We start from the raw sequence: 15,385 nt of genomic DNA, 5'->3' as shown, positions 1-15,385 counted from the left end.
GACGACGAGGGGACGCCCGCCCGGCCCCCGGGCGGCGCTGCGGACCGAGCCCTCACCTCTCTCTCAGGCGGTACCGCGGCGGCAGGTGCCGTCGGGGTGATGGGAGTCGGTGTGGCCCTCCTCGTCCGCCGACGGTCCGAGGGCCACCGGCTCGCAGTGTGGGAACGGGAGTGGGAGCACGTGGAACCCGTTTGGTCCGGCCGCCTTCGCCGAGGCAGTGATCCAGGGGACGACGATGGCTGACCGTGCCACCGGCCGTACCGCATCGGAGCGGCCCACCTCCCCCAGCGAGGCGCTGCCCTTCGACCCCAGCGAGCCCCTGCCCAGGCTGCGCCTTTAGGCGCCATCCACCTAGTCCGCCTCCATGTACGGCAGCCGGAAGACCACGGGACCTGTGCCGTACGGGCGCACCACCGCCAGCGCTTGAGTGACGGCGGCCTCCAGGGGACCGCTGGTGTCGACCGCGACGGCTTCCACCCAGGGCGGCTCCCGTTCGGCCATGGTGGTTGCCACCGCGAGGTCGGCGTCGGACGGTCCGGTGGCACGTGTGCGCAGCCGGGCTGCCGTCATGTCGTCGGGAACCTGGCAGCGCAGGCTCACAAGGTGGGCACTGGTTCGCTCGGCCACGCGGCGGGCGGCTTCGCGCTGTCTCGGGTCTGACCATGTGGCGTCCAGGACGACAGATTCACCGCGGGACAGCAGCGTGGACGCGCGTTCGAGCAGGGCCGCGTAGGTCCTGTCGGTCCGCTCGGGTGTGTACAGGCCCTCGCCGTAGGGGGCGGCAGCGGGTTGGTCCGCCGGGATGCCCGCGAGTTCCTTGCGGAGGCGGTCGCTGCTGAGCAGCGTGACACCCAGGCGGTCGGCCAGCGCGCCGGAGAGGGTGGACTTCCCGCTGCCGGGAAGCCCTCCCACGAGCGTGAGTCCGACCGCGGACGCGCGCAGGTGGCGCAGGGTCGTCGTGATCAGGCGCTGTGCGGCGCGGTCGGCGCCCGGCATGCCCTGGCGGGCTTGGATCAGGGATACCTTGGCGCGGACGAACGCGCGGTAGGCGACGTAGTGGTGGCGCAGTGAGGGTGGTGCGTTGTCGCCGCAGTACTCGCTGTAGCGAGCGAGGAAGAACGCGGCGGCCTCCGGCGCGTCGAGCTGCTCAAGGTCCATGGCGAGGAAGGCGGCATCGTCGAGGCCGTCGACGTACCGCAGGTGGTCGTCGAACTCCAGGCAGTCCAGGACGCGGGGGCCGTCGTCGAGACAGAAGACGTCCTCGGCGAGCAGGTCGCCGTGGCCGTCGACGATCCGGCCCTGCCCGATGCGCAGATCGAACAGCGGTGCACGGCCGACGAGGTAGTGGCGGACCAGTACCTCGATCTCCTCCACGCCGTCCGGCACAGGGCCGTCTTCGACCAGCGTACGGACCTGCGCGAAGCTCGCCTCCCAGCGTGCGGACAGTGCGTCCCGCGTTCCCTGCAGGTCCACGTCCGGAGTGCGGGGTGCGTCCGCGTGACGGGTGGCGAGCAGCCGCGCGACGGCCCGCAGGGCGTCGTCGACGACGGCCCCCTCCCGCACGAGCCGTGACAGGCGGCGCTCCGCCGGCATACGGCGCATCACCACGATGGGCTCCGGTGCTCCCGCGTGCGGGACGCGGATCTCGCCCACACCCAGGTAGACATCGGGGGCGAACCGGCGGTTGAGAGCGACTTCTTGCTCGCAGGCGGCTCGCCGCGCCTCCACGCTGGTGTAATCCAGGAATGTCAGATCCACCGGTTTCTTGATCTTGTAGGCGCGGTCGCCGACGAAGAACACGACCGAGGTGTGGGTCTCGCGCACCTCGGCCCGCGGAAGCGGTTCCGTGGCAGGGGCTGCGGCGGTCCGGAGCACGGACGCGTCCGTCCGAGGGACCGACGCGCTCGGCTCTCCCGGGAGGCTGGGCTCAGTCATGGGGGACGACGGCGACGGGGCAGCGAGCGTGGTGCAGGGCGGGCTGGGCGACCGGGCTCAGGGGCCGTGGAAGAGGGGGGTGGTGCTTGCGCCGACCGACGACAGGCAGCTCTGCCTCCTCGACTGCGCGTACGACAGCCTCGGTGGGGCTTTCCAGGCGGACGGAGTCGATCATCCCCACGTCGGGGAACCGCTCGTGCCATGGGCCGAGCAACCCGCCCAGCTGATGTCGCGCCACCTCTGTGATCTCCTTGGCGACTTCGTGGTCCTGGCCCCGTGGAGTGTGCGCAGGGATCGGCAGGCTGTGGCCGTGGACGACCTGGAGGGGCGCGCCGCGAGCCGCGGCGGCGTCGAAGGCGAGCCGGTCGTCGCAGGGGCCGCGCAGCTTCAGCGCTACCGCGACACCGTTCGGGGCGGGAGACGGCGCCCTTCCGCGGCTTTGGGGAGGGACCAGAACGACGGGCTTGTCGGCCTGTGCCACGACGGCCATGCTGGTGGAGCCGAGGAAGTGGCTCTCGGCGGGAGCCAGGCCACGTGAACCGAGCACGGTCAGCTGGGACTCCGACGCCGCCTTCAGGAGCGCGTCCTGGGCATCGTCGGCGACCAGGCTTCCGACGATCAGGAGGCCCGGGTGGCTCTCCTGGAGCTCGGTCTGCGCGTGGTGCACGAGTCGGTTCGCCCGGTAGTACTGATCGATCTCCGATGCCGCGCGGACCGGCTCGGGCGCCAGCATGGGCCAGGCATGCATCCGGCGCAGCGTGAGCTTGCGGAGCACGGCCTCGTCGGCGGCCCAGTGAGCGGCGGCCATGCCCTCGGGCGAGCCGTCGAGGCCGACGATGACGACTGGCTCCATGGCGACTGTCTCCGTCTCGAACGACGCTGGGATGGACGGCCGGGCGCATGCCGCCAGCTCACGGCAGAGGTGCTCACCGTTCCTCATCTCCGAGGAGTACCGCAGATCGTCCCGCCGCGCATGCGGGCCGCGGCTGACCCGGCTCGGAAGCGCGGCGGTCCGATCGGCCCCCGCAGGGCGTGCCCGTTCGGTCCTTCCGGGGCCCGTCCGGCGCTCGGAGAGAACGCCGGGGGCACCAGGGCGGAGGCGACGGGTGATCCACGACGGTAAGGAGTGAGCGGTCAGGGCTCCAGACATGGAACGCCCTCGCGGCCTCTTCCCCGAGATCCTGAAGCGCGAGTGGATGGTGGCCTTGTTGGCACCGGCGGCCCTGGCTACCTCGTCCGGGGTCATCCGGGCGAACCCCTGCTCGGTGAGCAGGGGCAGTGCCGCAGTGAGTATCGCGGCGTGCTTGCGGGGCATCGAGGTCGGCCTGCTGCGCTGCGGCAGTCCGCCGCGCCTGTGCTCTCCATGGTCTCACCGCAGAGTTTGCAATACCGAACCGCTCGGTTTAGATTTTAGGGGACGGGCGGCATCGCCGCGTCTCGCCGCTCCCGGAAGGACCTCTTCTCATGCGTTACGCAGTTCTCGGCACCGGCGTCGTCGGCCGGACCATCGCCGCCAAACTGGCCTCCCTCGGCCACCAGGTCGCCATCGGCACCCGCGTCCCCAAGGCCACGCTCGCCCGCACCGAGCCCGACGGCTACGGAAACCCGTCGTTCGCCGAGTGGCTCGCCTACCACGACGAGATCCGGCTGGAGACGTTCGCCGACGCGGCCGCCTGGGGCGAGACGGTCGTCAACACCACCTCGGGCGTCGGCAGCCTCCAGGCCCTGGAATCGGCGGGCGCAGCGAATCTGGCGGGGAAGGTTCTCATCGACATCGCCAACCCACTGGACTTCTCCCAGGGCATGCCCCCGTCGCTGAACCCGGTCAACACCGACAGCCTCGGCGAGCAGCTCCAGCGCGCCTTCCCTGAAGCGAAGGTCGTCAAGACGCTCAACACCATGAACTGCCAGATCATGGTCGACCCGGCCCGCGTCGCGGGGGAGCACACCGTGTTCGTCTCCGGCGACGACGCCGGCGCCAAGCAGGCCGTCACCGACCTGCTCGTCTCCTTCGGTTGGCCCGAGAGCAGCGTCCTCGACCTGGGCGACATCAGTACGGCCCGCGGCACCGAGATGCTTCTGCCGATCTGGCTGCGTCTGTGGGGCGCTCTCGGCCACGCCGAGTTCAACTTCCACATCCAGCGCGCCCGCATCAGCGCCTGACCCATCCTGCATCGGGCCGGGCGGCCGGAGTCCTCTCCTACGGCCGACGGGAGACCGGGCACATGTGCGCCCTCGTCCGGCGGACGCGGCGTGGATGCCGTCGTGGACACCATCGGTGCCGCGTCCGCGGCGGCGGCGGGGAGTGGCCGAACCGCTCGTTCTGCACGGCGTACGCACCGCCTCCGACGAGGACCTGACGCTTCACTCCAAGCGCTACCGGGCGCTCATCGCGCCCTGACAGCGCGCTGGAACACGGACAAGATCCGCGCTGGCGTCGTCGGGACCGGCACCGCCGGCCCACCGCGACCCAGGCCGGGCTGCCTCGGAGCCCGGCAGCGTCCCCGATCGGCGCCGCGGGCACCGCCTGCCGACTGCACGGCCGCGCCACTCTTCTCCTCGTCGCCGAGCAACCTGCGTCCGGATCGATGGCGATCCGGCCTGCGGGTCGCCGGCAGCCGCAGCCGTACCTACGCCCGTCACCCGTTACCAGGTCACCCGCACCGGGGGCTCCCGAGCACCGGCGGAAGCAGGATGCCATCCACGGAGACGATCTCGCCTTCGGACACGCGTCGTGCGGCGCGACCAGAGGGCCCCGGGTCACTCCACGCCGGTACCTCCCTCGCGGCTCCAGGCGCGATATGCCGCCAAGGCCGTGGGAAGGGTCGGGTAGATCCGGTCGGCACCCACCGAGGCCGTCAGTCCGTAGGCATCCAGATTCTCGCGGAGTTCCTGCTTGACCCGGGCCAGGGCGAAGACGACGCCCCGCTCCGCGAGTTCCAGGCGGAGCGCGTCCACGGCGTCGAGTGCCGTGATGTCCACCTCGACGTTCGCCTCCATGTTGAGGACGAACCACCGGACCCGGGGGCTCTGCTCGTCCACCGCGGCCAGGGCACGACTGCGGAAGTTCTCGGCGTTGGCGAAGAACAGCGGCGAGTCGTACCGGTAGACCACCAGCCCCCGAACGGTGCGCGCCGTCGGGTAGTCGTCCACGTCGTGCATGCCGGCGAGCCCGGGTACCAGCCCCTCCACGGCGTCGTGCGGTCGGGCGACACGGGCGAACAGGTCGACGACCGACAGAGCCACCGCGACAAGTACCCCGTAGAGGATGCCAAGACCGAGGACGCCCAGCAGACACCCGACGGCGAGCAGCAGCTCGCGGCGGCGGAAGGCGGCGAGCCGCCGGAACTCGCCGATCTCGATCAGGCGGACGGCTGCGTAGACGACGATCGCGCCGAGGACGGCGCTCGGGGTGTGGGCCAGGAGGGGGCCGAGGAAGAGCAGTACCGTCAGGACCGCCAGCGCGCCGACCAGTGAGTACATCTGGCTCCGGGCCTTCGCGGATTCGGCGAGGGCGGTGCGGCTGGCACTGCTGCTGACCGGGAATCCGCGGAGGATGCCCGCTCCCAGGTTCGCCGCGCCCAGGGCCAGCAGTTCACGATTGGCGTCCAGCGCATGGGGGTCGCTGCGCCTCGCGAAGGCACGGGCGGTCAGAATGACGTCGGAGTAGCCGACGACGAGGACGCCCAGCGCCGGGACCACCAGCTGCGGCAGGTCCCCGAGAGGCGGGAACTCGGGCGTCGGCAGCCCGGAGGGTACGGCTCCGATCACGGCGATCCCGTACCGGTCGTCCAGCCCGAATGCGGCCACCACCCCCGTGGCGAGGACCAGGGCGAGCAGCGGACGCGGAACCGCCGGCCAGTGCGCGGGCGCCGCGAAGAGCACGACGAGCAGGGCGGCGGCCAGGACCACGGTCGGCCAGTCCGCCTGCCCCAGGTGCCGGACGAAGGAGTACAGCTCCGGGAAGAAGTCCGAACCCGTCGTCTCCACCCCGGTGAGCCGGGGCAGTTGGTCGACGATCATGATGAGTGCGACACCGGCCAGGTAGCCGACGAGGACCGGCCGCGAGAGCAGGTCCGCGAGGAACCCGAGGCGCACCGCCCATGCCACCAGGCACAGCAGACCGACCACCACGGCAAGGGCTGCCGCCAGGGCCGCGTACCGGCCCGGATCACCGGCCGCGAGCGGTCCGACGGCAACGGCGGTCATCAGTGCCGTGGTCGACTCGGGCCCGACCGACAGCAGCCGCGAGGAACCCGTGAGCGCGTAGACGACCATGGCCGGCAGGACCGCCCACAGCCCCGCGACCGGCGGCAGCCCGGCCACGCCCGCGTACGCCATGACCTGCGGCACGAGATAGGCGGCGACCGTGACCCCGGCCAACGCGTCCTGTCCGATCCACGACCGGCGGTATCCCCGCAGGCCGGCAGGGAGCAGGGACGGTCTTCCCCGCGCGGGCGCCGCGCTCCTCGCCGACGGTTCGTCAGGCGTCCGCCGGCCGCGTCCGCCGCGCATCATGGTTTCCGGAGAGTGGCCGCATGATCGGGTACGGCGGTCTGCAGCGCCTTGGGCGGACGCTCGTATCCCGTCGGCGCCGGCCGGGGCGGCAGGACGAGCGACGGCAGGGCCACGTCCTCGTACGGGACCGAGCACAGCAGGTGGGCGATCATGTTGAGTCTCGCCCTGCGTTTGTCGTCGCTCTCGACCACGTACCAGGGGGAGTCGGGGGTGTCCGTGTGGACGAACATCTCGTCCTTGGCCCGCGAGTACGCCTCCCATCGCGTGACGGACTCCAGGTCCATCGGCGAGATCTTCCACCGCCGCAGCGGGTCCTCCGTACGGCGCCGGAAGCGCTCCTCCTGTACGGCATCGCTGACGGAGAACCAGTACTTGCGGAGCAGGATCCCGTCTTCCACCAGCATCCGCTCGAAGACGGGGCACTGGCGCAGGAAGAGCTGGTATTCCGCAGGTGTGCAGAAGCCCATGACGTGTTCCACTCCGGCGCGGTTGTACCAGCTTCGGTCGAAGAGCACGATCTCGCCGGTGGCCGGCAGGTGCTCCACGTAGCGCTGGAAGTACCACTGGGTGCGCTCCCGCTCCGTCGGCTTCGGAAGGGCCGCGATGCGTGCCACGCGAGGGTTGAGGTGTTCGGCGACCCGTTTGATCGTTCCGCCCTTGCCCGCCGCGTCGCGGCCCTCGAAAACGACGACGAGCCGGGCGCCCTCCGCACGCACCCACTCCTGAAGCTGGACCAGATTCGTCTGGAGTCGCAGCAGTTCCTTCTCGTAGACCGCCTTGTTGAGGCCCATGGCTGTCTCCTCCCCGTCGTCCGGCGCTTCGATCAAGTCAGTCACGGCAGGCACCCGCACGCAACGATGTCCATCGCGCCTGGGCGTGTCGAAACGCCGGGGCAGTGCTTACGTACCGTGTCGCGCTCACCCCACGACGAGCCGCAGCTCGCGATCCGCGCCGAGCACCCGCAAGGACTTGACCAGCAGGCGCGGGCACATCACGGAGCAGGGGCCGCGTTCCCGTCGCGCGACAGCGGCGGTTCCACCTGGGCCCAAGGCACGAACCAGGTCGCCCAGCCCGGCACCGAGTCCTCGATCGGCGACTCCAGCCGCTGCCGGCCCTCCTCGTCGCCCTGCTCGGCCTGTTCGCGAGGTTGCTCCCCGGCGCAGCTGTGCACGCGGTCACTGCCGCTGATCCGCCCCGCGACATCGCGGAGGCGGCCGCCGCCGTGCTGACCGAGCCCGGCCACGAGGGCAGGCGTACATCTCGCCGGTCCGGAGGCACTGACCCCCGCCCTGCAGACCGCGCTCCTCGCCGACGCCCTGGGCATCCCGGTCCGGTACGAGGAGCTGAACACCGAAGAGGCCGCCGAGGTCCTGCGCGGCATGGGACACCCGCCTGAGATGCTCGTGCCCTCCGTGTGCTGGAAGTCCTCGGCCCCGACGCCGCGGCTTTGCCCGTATCCCTGGCCTCCGAGGAGCTGACCGGCCGCCCGGCACGCGCTTTCCGCCAGTGGGTTGAGGAGAACACCGACAGGCTCTGATCGACGCCCAGGACCGCCTGAGAATCCATACCGAGCCACTCGGTACGGATTCCGCCTATCCTGTCTGGATGAGTGACACGGAGACCAGGAGCGCGGGGCGGCCGCGATCGGCCGAGAAGGACGCCGCCATTCTTCAGGCGGCACTGGAGTTGCTGGGCTCCCACGGCTACACCCGGATGAGCCTGAGCCAGGTCGCCGCCGCGGCGCAGGTCAGCAAGTCCACCATCCACCTGCGCTGGAAGACCAAGGCCGACCTCCTCACCGCGGCACTCGCGTCCCTGCGTATGGCCGACGCCCCACCCGCTAGCGGAGACACCCGCGCCGACATCACCGCCATCCTCAAGGACTTCGCCGCCACCGTGGAACGGGTTCGTGGCATGGCGTTGATCGGCACCTGCCTGGCCGAGGAAGCCCACACCCCCGAACTCCTCGCCCTGCTGCGCGAACGCACCGTCCTGCCCAGACGGGCCTTGTTGCGCGAGGTCCTCGAACAGGCCCGCGATCGCGGCGAGATCGACGTCGGCGCCGACCTCGAAGCAGCCGTCTCCGCACTCCTCGGCCCGTTCTACGCCGACTACATGGCCGGCCGCGGCGGCCGCACCGGCTGGGCCGAGGCCGCCGTCGACCTCGTCCTGGTCGCCCTGCGCCCAGGACGCGGCTAGAACACCAGCGGGTGGCATCAGCTCCTTCCGACCCACCGCTCCTGCCGATCTCTGGGGGCCAGGGGTGCGGGCAGGGCCCTTCGTCGTCGACCACGGGCAGGCGCTTGATCCCGGCCCGGTCCCTCACACGGGCGGCCCGCACCACGCTCCACTCAGGTCGGGCGACGACGGCGGGACTCGACATGAGAGCGCCGTCATGAGCTCGTACAGGTGGGGACAGCCACCCCGGACATGGCTACGTCCTGTCCTTGGCGGTGAGCTTGCACTGTACGTCCACCACGCCCTCGACAGCGCGGGTGAGGCGGGCTGCGAGCGGGATGAGCGCGGTGTCGTGGACCTGGCCGGACAGCGTGACGACTCCGGCATCGACACGGACGTCGACCCGACGATGAGAGAGGGAGAACAGGTGCTCGACGACGTCGCGGCGCACTTCGGTGGCGAGGTCCTCGTCCGGGCGGAGGAAAACCTTGAGGAGGTCGGACCGGCTCACGATCCCCTGGATGACGCCGCTCGCGTCGACGACCGGTAGCCGCTTCACCCGATGGGCAGCCATCAGGCGGGCCGCCTGGGGCAGGGATGCCCCGGGATCGACGGTGACGGCGGGCGAGGTCATCAGGTCGTCGGCCCGGCGGGAACCCGCCTTGGCCGTGGCGTCGAGACGCCGCATCTGCTCCACGAGACCGAGGCGGTGGTCGCGGAGCTCTTCCTTGAGGAGCAGATCTGCCTCGGATACCACCCCGACGACGCGGCCCTCGCCCTCGACGACGGGTACGGCAGTCACCTTCCACCGCTCCATGGCGGCGACGATCTCCTTGAACTCCGCGCCGGGCTGGACGGCGACGACCTTCTTGGTCATCACGTCGGCGACGGTGAACGGCTGAGGTGTCATCGCTCATTCCTTACCTGAGGGCTCGGCGCGCCAGAGCAGCGGCGACGGCCGCTGATACCGCCTCACCGACGGAGATGTCCTGAGAGCAGAGCCTTCTGACAGCCTGCCCGTCGAACTCGAGGGCGTGCACCTCGGTGGTTGCCGTGGCGCCGAAGCGCCAGTGGTACGGCGGTGTCATCCAGGAACAGCCGAGGAGGTCGCCGGGCACGAGTGTGTCGACGAGAGCGGTGCTGGGACCGGGGAGGTTCTTGTCCAGCTCGACCCGCCCGGATTCGATGACCCAGAAGCGGTCGGCATGCTGCCGCTCGCTGAAGATGCGTGTCTCTGCGGGGAACCGGACCGGGCGTGCCAGCCGCAGGAGCTGGTCCTTTGCCTTGGGAGCGAGTCCGTCCAGCAGCATCCTCATGGTGCTCATGGTGTGCCTCCAGCCCTTTTCCACAGGCTCCCGCGCGGCGGCCCTGCCCAGGAAGGGCCGGGCAGGTCACAGCAGGGGACCGATGGGCCCGGGTCAGCGGACCAGGACGGCCTCACCAGAGCGGCGGCCGACCGGCTCGTACGTTCAGTCGAAGGTGAGCACGTCGGAGACGGGCCGGCGCGGGGTGGCTCGCCCCTTCGGGCCGTAGCCCAGGCGGATCAGCATGTGGACGAAGCCCATCGTGGACATCGGGTCCCGTGCGACGGAGCGGAGTTCGGACCACTCCAGGGGCTGGGACATGAGCGAGGTGCACAGGCCGTCGAGGGTCGCCCGGAGCAGTACCCGCTGCATCGCCTGCCCCGCCTTCAGCCACTCTTCGGGGCCGTCCTCGACCGTGCCGAGCAGAGCGATCTGGGGCCTCTTCTCGAAGCGTGCCGAGGCGCGGTCCGGAAGGCGGCGGGCCGCGTCGAAGTCGCGGACGGGAGAGGTCACGTCGTACTGCCGCGGGCCGAGGGCGTACGACGGGATGCCCTCGGTACCGGAGCTCTCGCTCTCGTCGGACGCGCCCGTGCGGATCCAGGAGGCGATCTCGGCACGAACCGCCTCGTCCGCAGCCTCGAACCGTGCCGAGTCGTGGACCGCCCCGAGGACGGTGTCGGTGTGCCAGGCACCCGCCACGACGAGCTGGCAGCCCTCCAGGAGGGCCGCGCCGCGCAGACCGCCGATCACCTCGGAGGGGATCGGCTCTTCGGTGAAGGGGAAGCGGCTGGTGTGGCGGCGCGAAAGGGCGGGGTGGAGGGCGGCGAGATCACGGTCGGCGAGATCGCGGTCCGCGTCGCCCGGTCCGCGGAGTTCCACGTCGGCGAAGTGCCAGCGGTCTTCAGGACGGGGCAGCAGTCGGACCACGGCGTGTCGGCCCCGGTGGGCGGCGGCGACGCGCAGGCCGAACAGGGCGGCACCGCACCCGAGGTGGAGGGCGCGGTGGTCGGGGTCCTGGTGCGGCATGCCGCGCAGCGCATCGCCGCGCAGCTCGATGATGCCGGTGCCTGTCTTGTAGGCGAACTTCCACGGTTGTGCGTTGTGCATCGAGGGAGCCGTGACAGCGTCTTTGATCAGCGACGTCACGAGCGGCCGGGGCAGGGCGGTGTTCGACACGGCTGGTCCTGTCTGAGCGGAGTCACCAAGGGATGTCGTGCGGAGTTCGGGCGGGGGAGGTGAGGCGCGTGTCGTCTTCGTGGAAGGACAGTTGGTCCACGACGGCGACGACGCCGTCCACCGTCTCGGCGAGTCCGACGAGCATCAGGGCCTGACTTCGTCGCCGGATGCGGCCTCCCAGCGTCACCACGCCGTCGAGGACGTGCACGTCCACGGCGTCCCCGGGCAGGTCCATGGCGTCCGTGAGGACGTCCTCGCGGATACGCCTCCGTATCTCCGCGTCCGGGCGGAGGTAGACGCAGAGCAGATCGCGGCGGGTGACGATGCCTACCAGTCGTTCCTCCTCGTCGACCACGGGAAGGCGCTCGACTCCGCGGCGCACCATCAGCCGTGCCGCGTCCGCCACCGTCTCCTCTGCGTGCACCGTGACGGCCGGCGTCGTCATCAGGGCCCGCGTGGTCAGCTCGTGGCGGGCCAGGAGGTCGCTCTCGGAGACGACTCCGACGACATGATCGTCTTCGTCCACGACGGGGACTCCGCTGATGTCGTGCTCGGCGAGCATCTTCGCCACCTCCCTGAACGACGTCGCGGGGACGGCGGAGACCACGTCGTCGGTCATCAGACCGCCGACCTTCATGTGCTTCATCGCCGCGCCTCCTGTTCGAGGGTTCGGACGGTGCGCTGTCCCGCCTCACCACCCTCCAACGGACGCTCGGGAGCGGCGAGGGCCGAATGGTCCACCTTCCGGACCGAACGGGCTCGTCGCTGCCGGTCCTGCCCGCAGGGGTAGGACCTTTGGTCCCGTCCTTGGCCCCAGCGGCCCTCCGGCCGCCCGGGACCCGCTGTGCCAGGGTGGGAGTAGTCCCTCGGACCGCGTGAGGAGGAGCCATGGGCGGAACCACAGCCCGTTCCGGCCTCGGCAGGGTCGTCGTCGGCGTCGACGGATCACCGTCCGCACGCACGGCGGTGATGTGGGCTGCGGCGGAGGCGACCCTGAGGGGCAGCACGCTCCGCCTCGTTCATGCGGCGGATACAGACCCACCGGTCCAGTTCCTGTCCCAGGCGGAGATCGTCACGAGCCGACAAGCGGGAAGCGAATTGCTCGACCGGACCGCCGAGGCGATCTCGGCGCGCCACCCCGGGCTGGCGGTCGTCAGGGAACTCACCGATGGCCCAGCCCCCGGCAGTCTGCGACGAGCCGCCGCCCTGACCGGCACGATTGTCGTCGGACACCGGGGTCTCGGCGGGTTCTCCTCGCTGTTGCTCGGATCGGTCGGTCTTGAGGTCGCGGCCGGTGCTACCACGCCCGTGGTCGTGGTGCGCGGGGCCGCGGAGCCCGTCGAGGCCGGCGTGGTTCTCGCGGCGATCCGGGACGAGGCCGACCTGGGCTGTGCCCGTGCCGCGGCCCGCGAAGCCCAGCTGCGAAAAGCGCCGCTGCGGCTCCTGCACATTGTGACCGTGAGGCTGTCCGTCGGCTCCCGGGCGGCGTTGCGCAACGGTGGCAACGGGACCGCCCGCGAGCACGTACGCGTACCGTCCTCGGTCGCGGACCGGGTCCAGGAGGAGTTCCCGGAACTCACCGTGCACGCCGACGGCCAGCAGAGCCACAGCGTGCCCGGAGCCCTCGTCGACGCCTCGCGCCACGCCGACCTTCTCGTCATCGGCGGTCGAAGGGCGCCCGGATACCTCGGACCCACCATCGGACGGACCACACTCAGCCTGCTCCAGAACGCCCACTGTCCTGTGGAGTTCATCCCCCGGCGAGGACCCGGACACGGGAGCACGTCATGACACGCACCACGGACCGCCGTGACATCGTCGTCGGAATCGACCCGGTCGAGAACTGGCTCCTAGCCCTTGCCTGGGCTGCGGACGAGGCCCACCTGCGAGGAGCGGGACTGCACCTGATGGTCGCCGTACCCCCGCCGCACGACACCCAGCACGTCGACGACACCCCTCGCCACCTGGCTCGGCGGCAGGCCGGCACGGAAGCTTTGCGTACGGCACTGGCCTGGGCGCGTGCTCGGCAGCCGGACATCACTGCCACCTCCTCCCTTCTCGACGGATTCCCGGCAGGAGTCCTGGCCGGCCTGTCACGCGAGGCCGAGATGATCGTGCTGGGCTCCCGGCATCTCAGTCGTACCGAGGAGTTCCTGAGCGCCGGGTCCCTGGTCGTTCCGGTCACAGCGAAGGCGCACTGCCCGGTGGTCGTCGTCGGCGACGCGGAACACGTCACGCAGGAGACGCCCTACCTCGTGGTCGGCGTCGACGGCAGCGAGACCTCCCGGGCAGCCCTGGCCTGGGCCTCCGAGGAAGCGGACCTCCGGCGCTGCGCACTGCGTGCCATCGCGGTCTGGCAGCCGCCCGTCTTCTCCCTTCACAGCGGTGACACGCTGTTCCACGCCGAGCGCCGCCTGCTCTCGGAGACCACCGCGGGCTGGGCGGAGAAGTATCCCGACGTCCGGCTCACCCACGAAGTGCCCATCGGGTCCCCTGTCGAGATGCTCGCTGACACAGCCGAGCACGCCCTTGCGGTCGTCGTCGGTCGTCGGGGTCGCGGCGGATACACCGGGATGCGCGTCGGCTCCGTCGTCCACGGGCTGCTGCACCGTGCTCATTGCCCGGTGATCACCGTCCCTGCCGGGTGAGCGAGCCATGACGGCGTCGGTGGACCGGACACTCGCCTCGGTGCGGGAGACGACGGGACTCATCGAGTCGGAGGCCACCCGGAGGCTCGCCGATACGGCCCCAACGAGGTGGCAGCGAGGAAGCCCGTACGGTTCCACAAGCGGGTCCTGGCCCAGCTGCTCGAGTCGCCGGACGCGCTCGCGGCGGCCCGCCAGGAGGCCGCGCGCCTGGCCGCCCTGGGATACCGCGTGCTCGCCGTGGCATCGGGCGTGCGGAACGACATCCCGAGCCAGGTCACCGTAGCGGAGTCCGGGCTCGCGCTCCTCGGCCTCGTCGCGCTCGACGACCCGCCCAAGCTGCATGCCGCCGCGACCCTGGCCTCCTGCCGTGCGGCCGGCATCACTCCCGTCCTCATCACCGGGGACCATCCAGCGACGGCTCGGGCGATGGCTTCGCACGTTGCTCTCCTGGGCGACGGCGAGCCGGAAGGCCGCGTCGTCACGGGGGCGGACGTGGCCGCGGGCCGAGTCGCCGACCTCACCTCGGTGCGGGTCTTCGCCCGTACGAACCCCCAGCAGAAGCTGGACATCGTAGAGGCGTGGCGCGCCGGAGGAGCGGTGACCGCGATGACCGGCGACGGGGTCAACGACGGCCCTGCCCTGCACAGGGCCGACATCGGTGTCGCCATGGGGGCGCGGAACAGAGGTGGCGCGGCAGGCGGCGGACCTCGTCCTCACCGACGACGAGCTCTCGACCGTAGTGGCGGCCGTCGAGGAGGGCAGACGTGTCTACGACAACATCCGCCGCTTCCTCGTGTACGGGATGGCCGGCGGCGCGGCAGAGATCCTCGTGACGCTCATCGGCCCGCTCCTGGGACTTCCGCTGCCTCTCCGCGCGGGCCAGATCCTGTGGATCAACCTCCTGACACACGGTCTCACGGGCGTCGCAATGGGTGCCGAGCCCGCGTCCCCGGGAGCGATGCACCGCCCACCGCGCCCACCTGACCAGCACATTCTCGGCGGCGGTGCCTCGCAGAGGCTGCTCCTCCTCGCGGTTGTCGTCACGGTGGCCTCCCACGGCGTGGGACTCACCGCCCAGGCGCTGGATCTCGCCTGGCAGAGCGTCCTCTTCCTCGCCCTGCTCGCCGCGCAGCTCGGCGTCGTCCTGGGACTGCGCACCCGACTTCTGACCAAGGAGAACCCCTTCCTCCCGCTGTCCGTCCTCGCCTCTGCCCTTCTCGCAGCGGCAGCCCTGTACGCGCCCTTCCTGGGCTCGGTCCTGGAGACCGAGCCGCTCGGCTGGGCAGGCGCCGGGATCGCTCTCGCGTGCGCACCCGCCGCATTCGTGGCGGGCCGCGTCCTACGGACCGCCTTCCACCCAGCGGACCCGACAGGAACCGGTGCCTCATCCGGACTACGGTGAAACTGCGCGCGCTGGGTGCCGCCGGGGTGCTTCATGCGCCCGGAGGTGTTGATGGCTAGTGAGGGTCCCGAGCCCGCGGACGGCAGGATTCCGCGGCTGAGACTCGACGAGCTGCTCGTCGAGCTCCAAGTGCGCATCGACGAGGTGCGGGGCACCAGGGACCGACTCCACGGGCTGCTCGAAGCCGTCATGGCCGTCGGCCGTGAACTCGACCTGTCGCAGGT

14 protein-coding genes and 4 pseudogenes are annotated in these 15,385 nt (G+C 71.0%); 7 read left to right on the top strand and 11 right to left on the bottom strand.

All coding sequences use genetic code 11. From position 1 onward, the window contains the following. Window positions 1-351: 351 nt before the first annotated feature. From ACF1G2_RS33710 to ACF1G2_RS33700, 3 genes and pseudogenes are all read right to left on the bottom strand, one after another. A complete protein-coding gene (locus tag ACF1G2_RS33710; RefSeq protein WP_391802032.1) occupies window positions 352-1,824 on the bottom strand; it encodes an AAA family ATPase in 1,473 nt (490 codons plus the stop codon). A gap of 103 nt (window positions 1,825-1,927) precedes the next feature. Next, on the bottom strand, window positions 1,928-2,788 hold the full coding sequence (locus ACF1G2_RS33705) for a universal stress protein (RefSeq protein WP_391802031.1): 861 nt from the start codon (window positions 2,786-2,788) through the stop codon (window positions 1,928-1,930). A 339-nt stretch (window positions 2,789-3,127) separates the two neighbouring features. After that, window positions 3,128-3,250 (bottom strand): annotated as a pseudogene (locus ACF1G2_RS33700) (TetR family transcriptional regulator); the annotation flags it as partial. A gap of 149 nt (window positions 3,251-3,399) precedes the next feature. Here ACF1G2_RS33700 and ACF1G2_RS33695 point away from each other — a divergent pair. Then, window positions 3,400-4,098, top strand: coding sequence for an NADPH-dependent F420 reductase (locus tag ACF1G2_RS33695; RefSeq protein ID WP_391801964.1), 699 nt, complete (start codon window positions 3,400-3,402; stop codon window positions 4,096-4,098). Window positions 4,099-4,695: 597 nt separating this feature from the next. On the opposite strand, the gene ACF1G2_RS33690 is transcribed toward ACF1G2_RS33695, so the two are convergent. The 3 genes from ACF1G2_RS33690 to ACF1G2_RS33680 form a co-directional block, all read right to left on the bottom strand. After that, complete coding sequence (locus ACF1G2_RS33690) at window positions 4,696-6,450, bottom strand: SulP family inorganic anion transporter (protein WP_391802030.1); 1,755 nt, start codon at window positions 6,448-6,450, stop codon at window positions 4,696-4,698. Continuing rightward, a complete protein-coding gene (ppk2, locus tag ACF1G2_RS33685; RefSeq protein WP_391802029.1) occupies window positions 6,450-7,244 on the bottom strand; it encodes a polyphosphate kinase 2 in 795 nt (264 codons plus the stop codon). The genes ACF1G2_RS33690 and ppk2 overlap by 1 nt, the downstream gene beginning before the upstream one ends. Window positions 7,245-7,444: 200 nt before the next feature. Beyond that, window positions 7,445-7,696: a hypothetical protein gene (locus ACF1G2_RS33680; protein WP_391801963.1), complete on the bottom strand. Its 252-nt coding sequence runs from the start codon at window positions 7,694-7,696 to the stop codon at window positions 7,445-7,447. Between the two features lie 362 nt (window positions 7,697-8,058). On the opposite strand from ACF1G2_RS33680, the gene ACF1G2_RS33675 reads away from it, so the two are divergent. Further along, on the top strand, window positions 8,059-8,652 hold the full coding sequence (locus ACF1G2_RS33675) for a TetR/AcrR family transcriptional regulator (protein WP_391801962.1): 594 nt from the start codon (window positions 8,059-8,061) through the stop codon (window positions 8,650-8,652). Window positions 8,653-8,728: 76 nt separating this feature from the next. On the opposite strand, the pseudogene ACF1G2_RS33670 reads toward ACF1G2_RS33675, so the two are convergent. The 5 genes and pseudogenes from ACF1G2_RS33670 to ACF1G2_RS33650 form a co-directional block, all read right to left on the bottom strand. Then, window positions 8,729-8,839 (bottom strand): annotated as a pseudogene (locus tag ACF1G2_RS33670) (CBS domain-containing protein); the annotation flags it as partial. 48 nt (window positions 8,840-8,887) lie between these two features. Then, window positions 8,888-9,541: a CBS domain-containing protein gene (locus tag ACF1G2_RS33665; RefSeq protein WP_391801961.1), complete on the bottom strand. Its 654-nt coding sequence runs from the start codon at window positions 9,539-9,541 to the stop codon at window positions 8,888-8,890. A gap of 10 nt (window positions 9,542-9,551) precedes the next feature. Then, the gene (locus ACF1G2_RS33660) at window positions 9,552-9,956 is read right to left on the bottom strand and encodes a cyclic nucleotide-binding domain-containing protein (protein WP_391801960.1); all 405 of its coding nucleotides are present in this window, start codon (window positions 9,954-9,956) and stop codon (window positions 9,552-9,554) included. 144 nt (window positions 9,957-10,100) lie between these two features. Next, window positions 10,101-11,111 carry an Acg family FMN-binding oxidoreductase gene (locus ACF1G2_RS33655; protein WP_391801959.1) on the bottom strand — a complete coding sequence of 337 codons (1,011 nt, stop codon included), beginning with the start codon at window positions 11,109-11,111 and terminating at the stop codon, window positions 10,101-10,103. Window positions 11,112-11,133: 22 nt separating this feature from the next. After that, window positions 11,134-11,757, bottom strand: a complete 624-nt coding sequence (locus ACF1G2_RS33650) for a CBS domain-containing protein (RefSeq protein ID WP_391801958.1) — start codon at window positions 11,755-11,757, stop codon at window positions 11,134-11,136. Between the two features lie 242 nt (window positions 11,758-11,999). Here ACF1G2_RS33650 and ACF1G2_RS33645 point away from each other — a divergent pair, with 242 nt between their 5' ends. The 5 genes and pseudogenes from ACF1G2_RS33645 to ACF1G2_RS33625 form a co-directional block, all read left to right on the top strand. Beyond that, a complete protein-coding gene (locus tag ACF1G2_RS33645) occupies window positions 12,000-12,902 on the top strand; it encodes a universal stress protein (protein WP_391801957.1) in 903 nt (300 codons plus the stop codon). After that, entirely contained in the window at window positions 12,899-13,759 is an 861-nt protein-coding gene (locus ACF1G2_RS33640) for a universal stress protein (RefSeq protein WP_391801956.1), read from the top strand. Before ACF1G2_RS33645 ends, ACF1G2_RS33640 begins: the two co-directional genes overlap by 4 nt. A gap of 108 nt (window positions 13,760-13,867) precedes the next feature. Next, window positions 13,868-14,380, top strand: a pseudogene (locus tag ACF1G2_RS33635) (HAD family hydrolase); the annotation flags it as partial. Between the two features lie 64 nt (window positions 14,381-14,444). Next, a complete protein-coding gene (locus ACF1G2_RS33630; protein ID WP_391801955.1) occupies window positions 14,445-15,161 on the top strand; it encodes a cation transporting ATPase C-terminal domain-containing protein in 717 nt (238 codons plus the stop codon). A gap of 51 nt (window positions 15,162-15,212) precedes the next feature. Continuing rightward, window positions 15,213-15,385 (top strand): annotated as a pseudogene (locus tag ACF1G2_RS33625) (histidine kinase); the annotation flags it as partial.

Origin of the sequence: Streptomyces sp. NPDC013457 (assembly GCF_043089925.1) — a bacterium.
In the GTDB taxonomy this organism is placed as follows: Bacteria; Actinomycetota; Actinomycetes; order Streptomycetales; family Streptomycetaceae; genus Streptomyces.
Note: the sequence above shows the minus strand (reverse complement) of the source record. Positions and strands in the feature narration are given on the sequence as shown.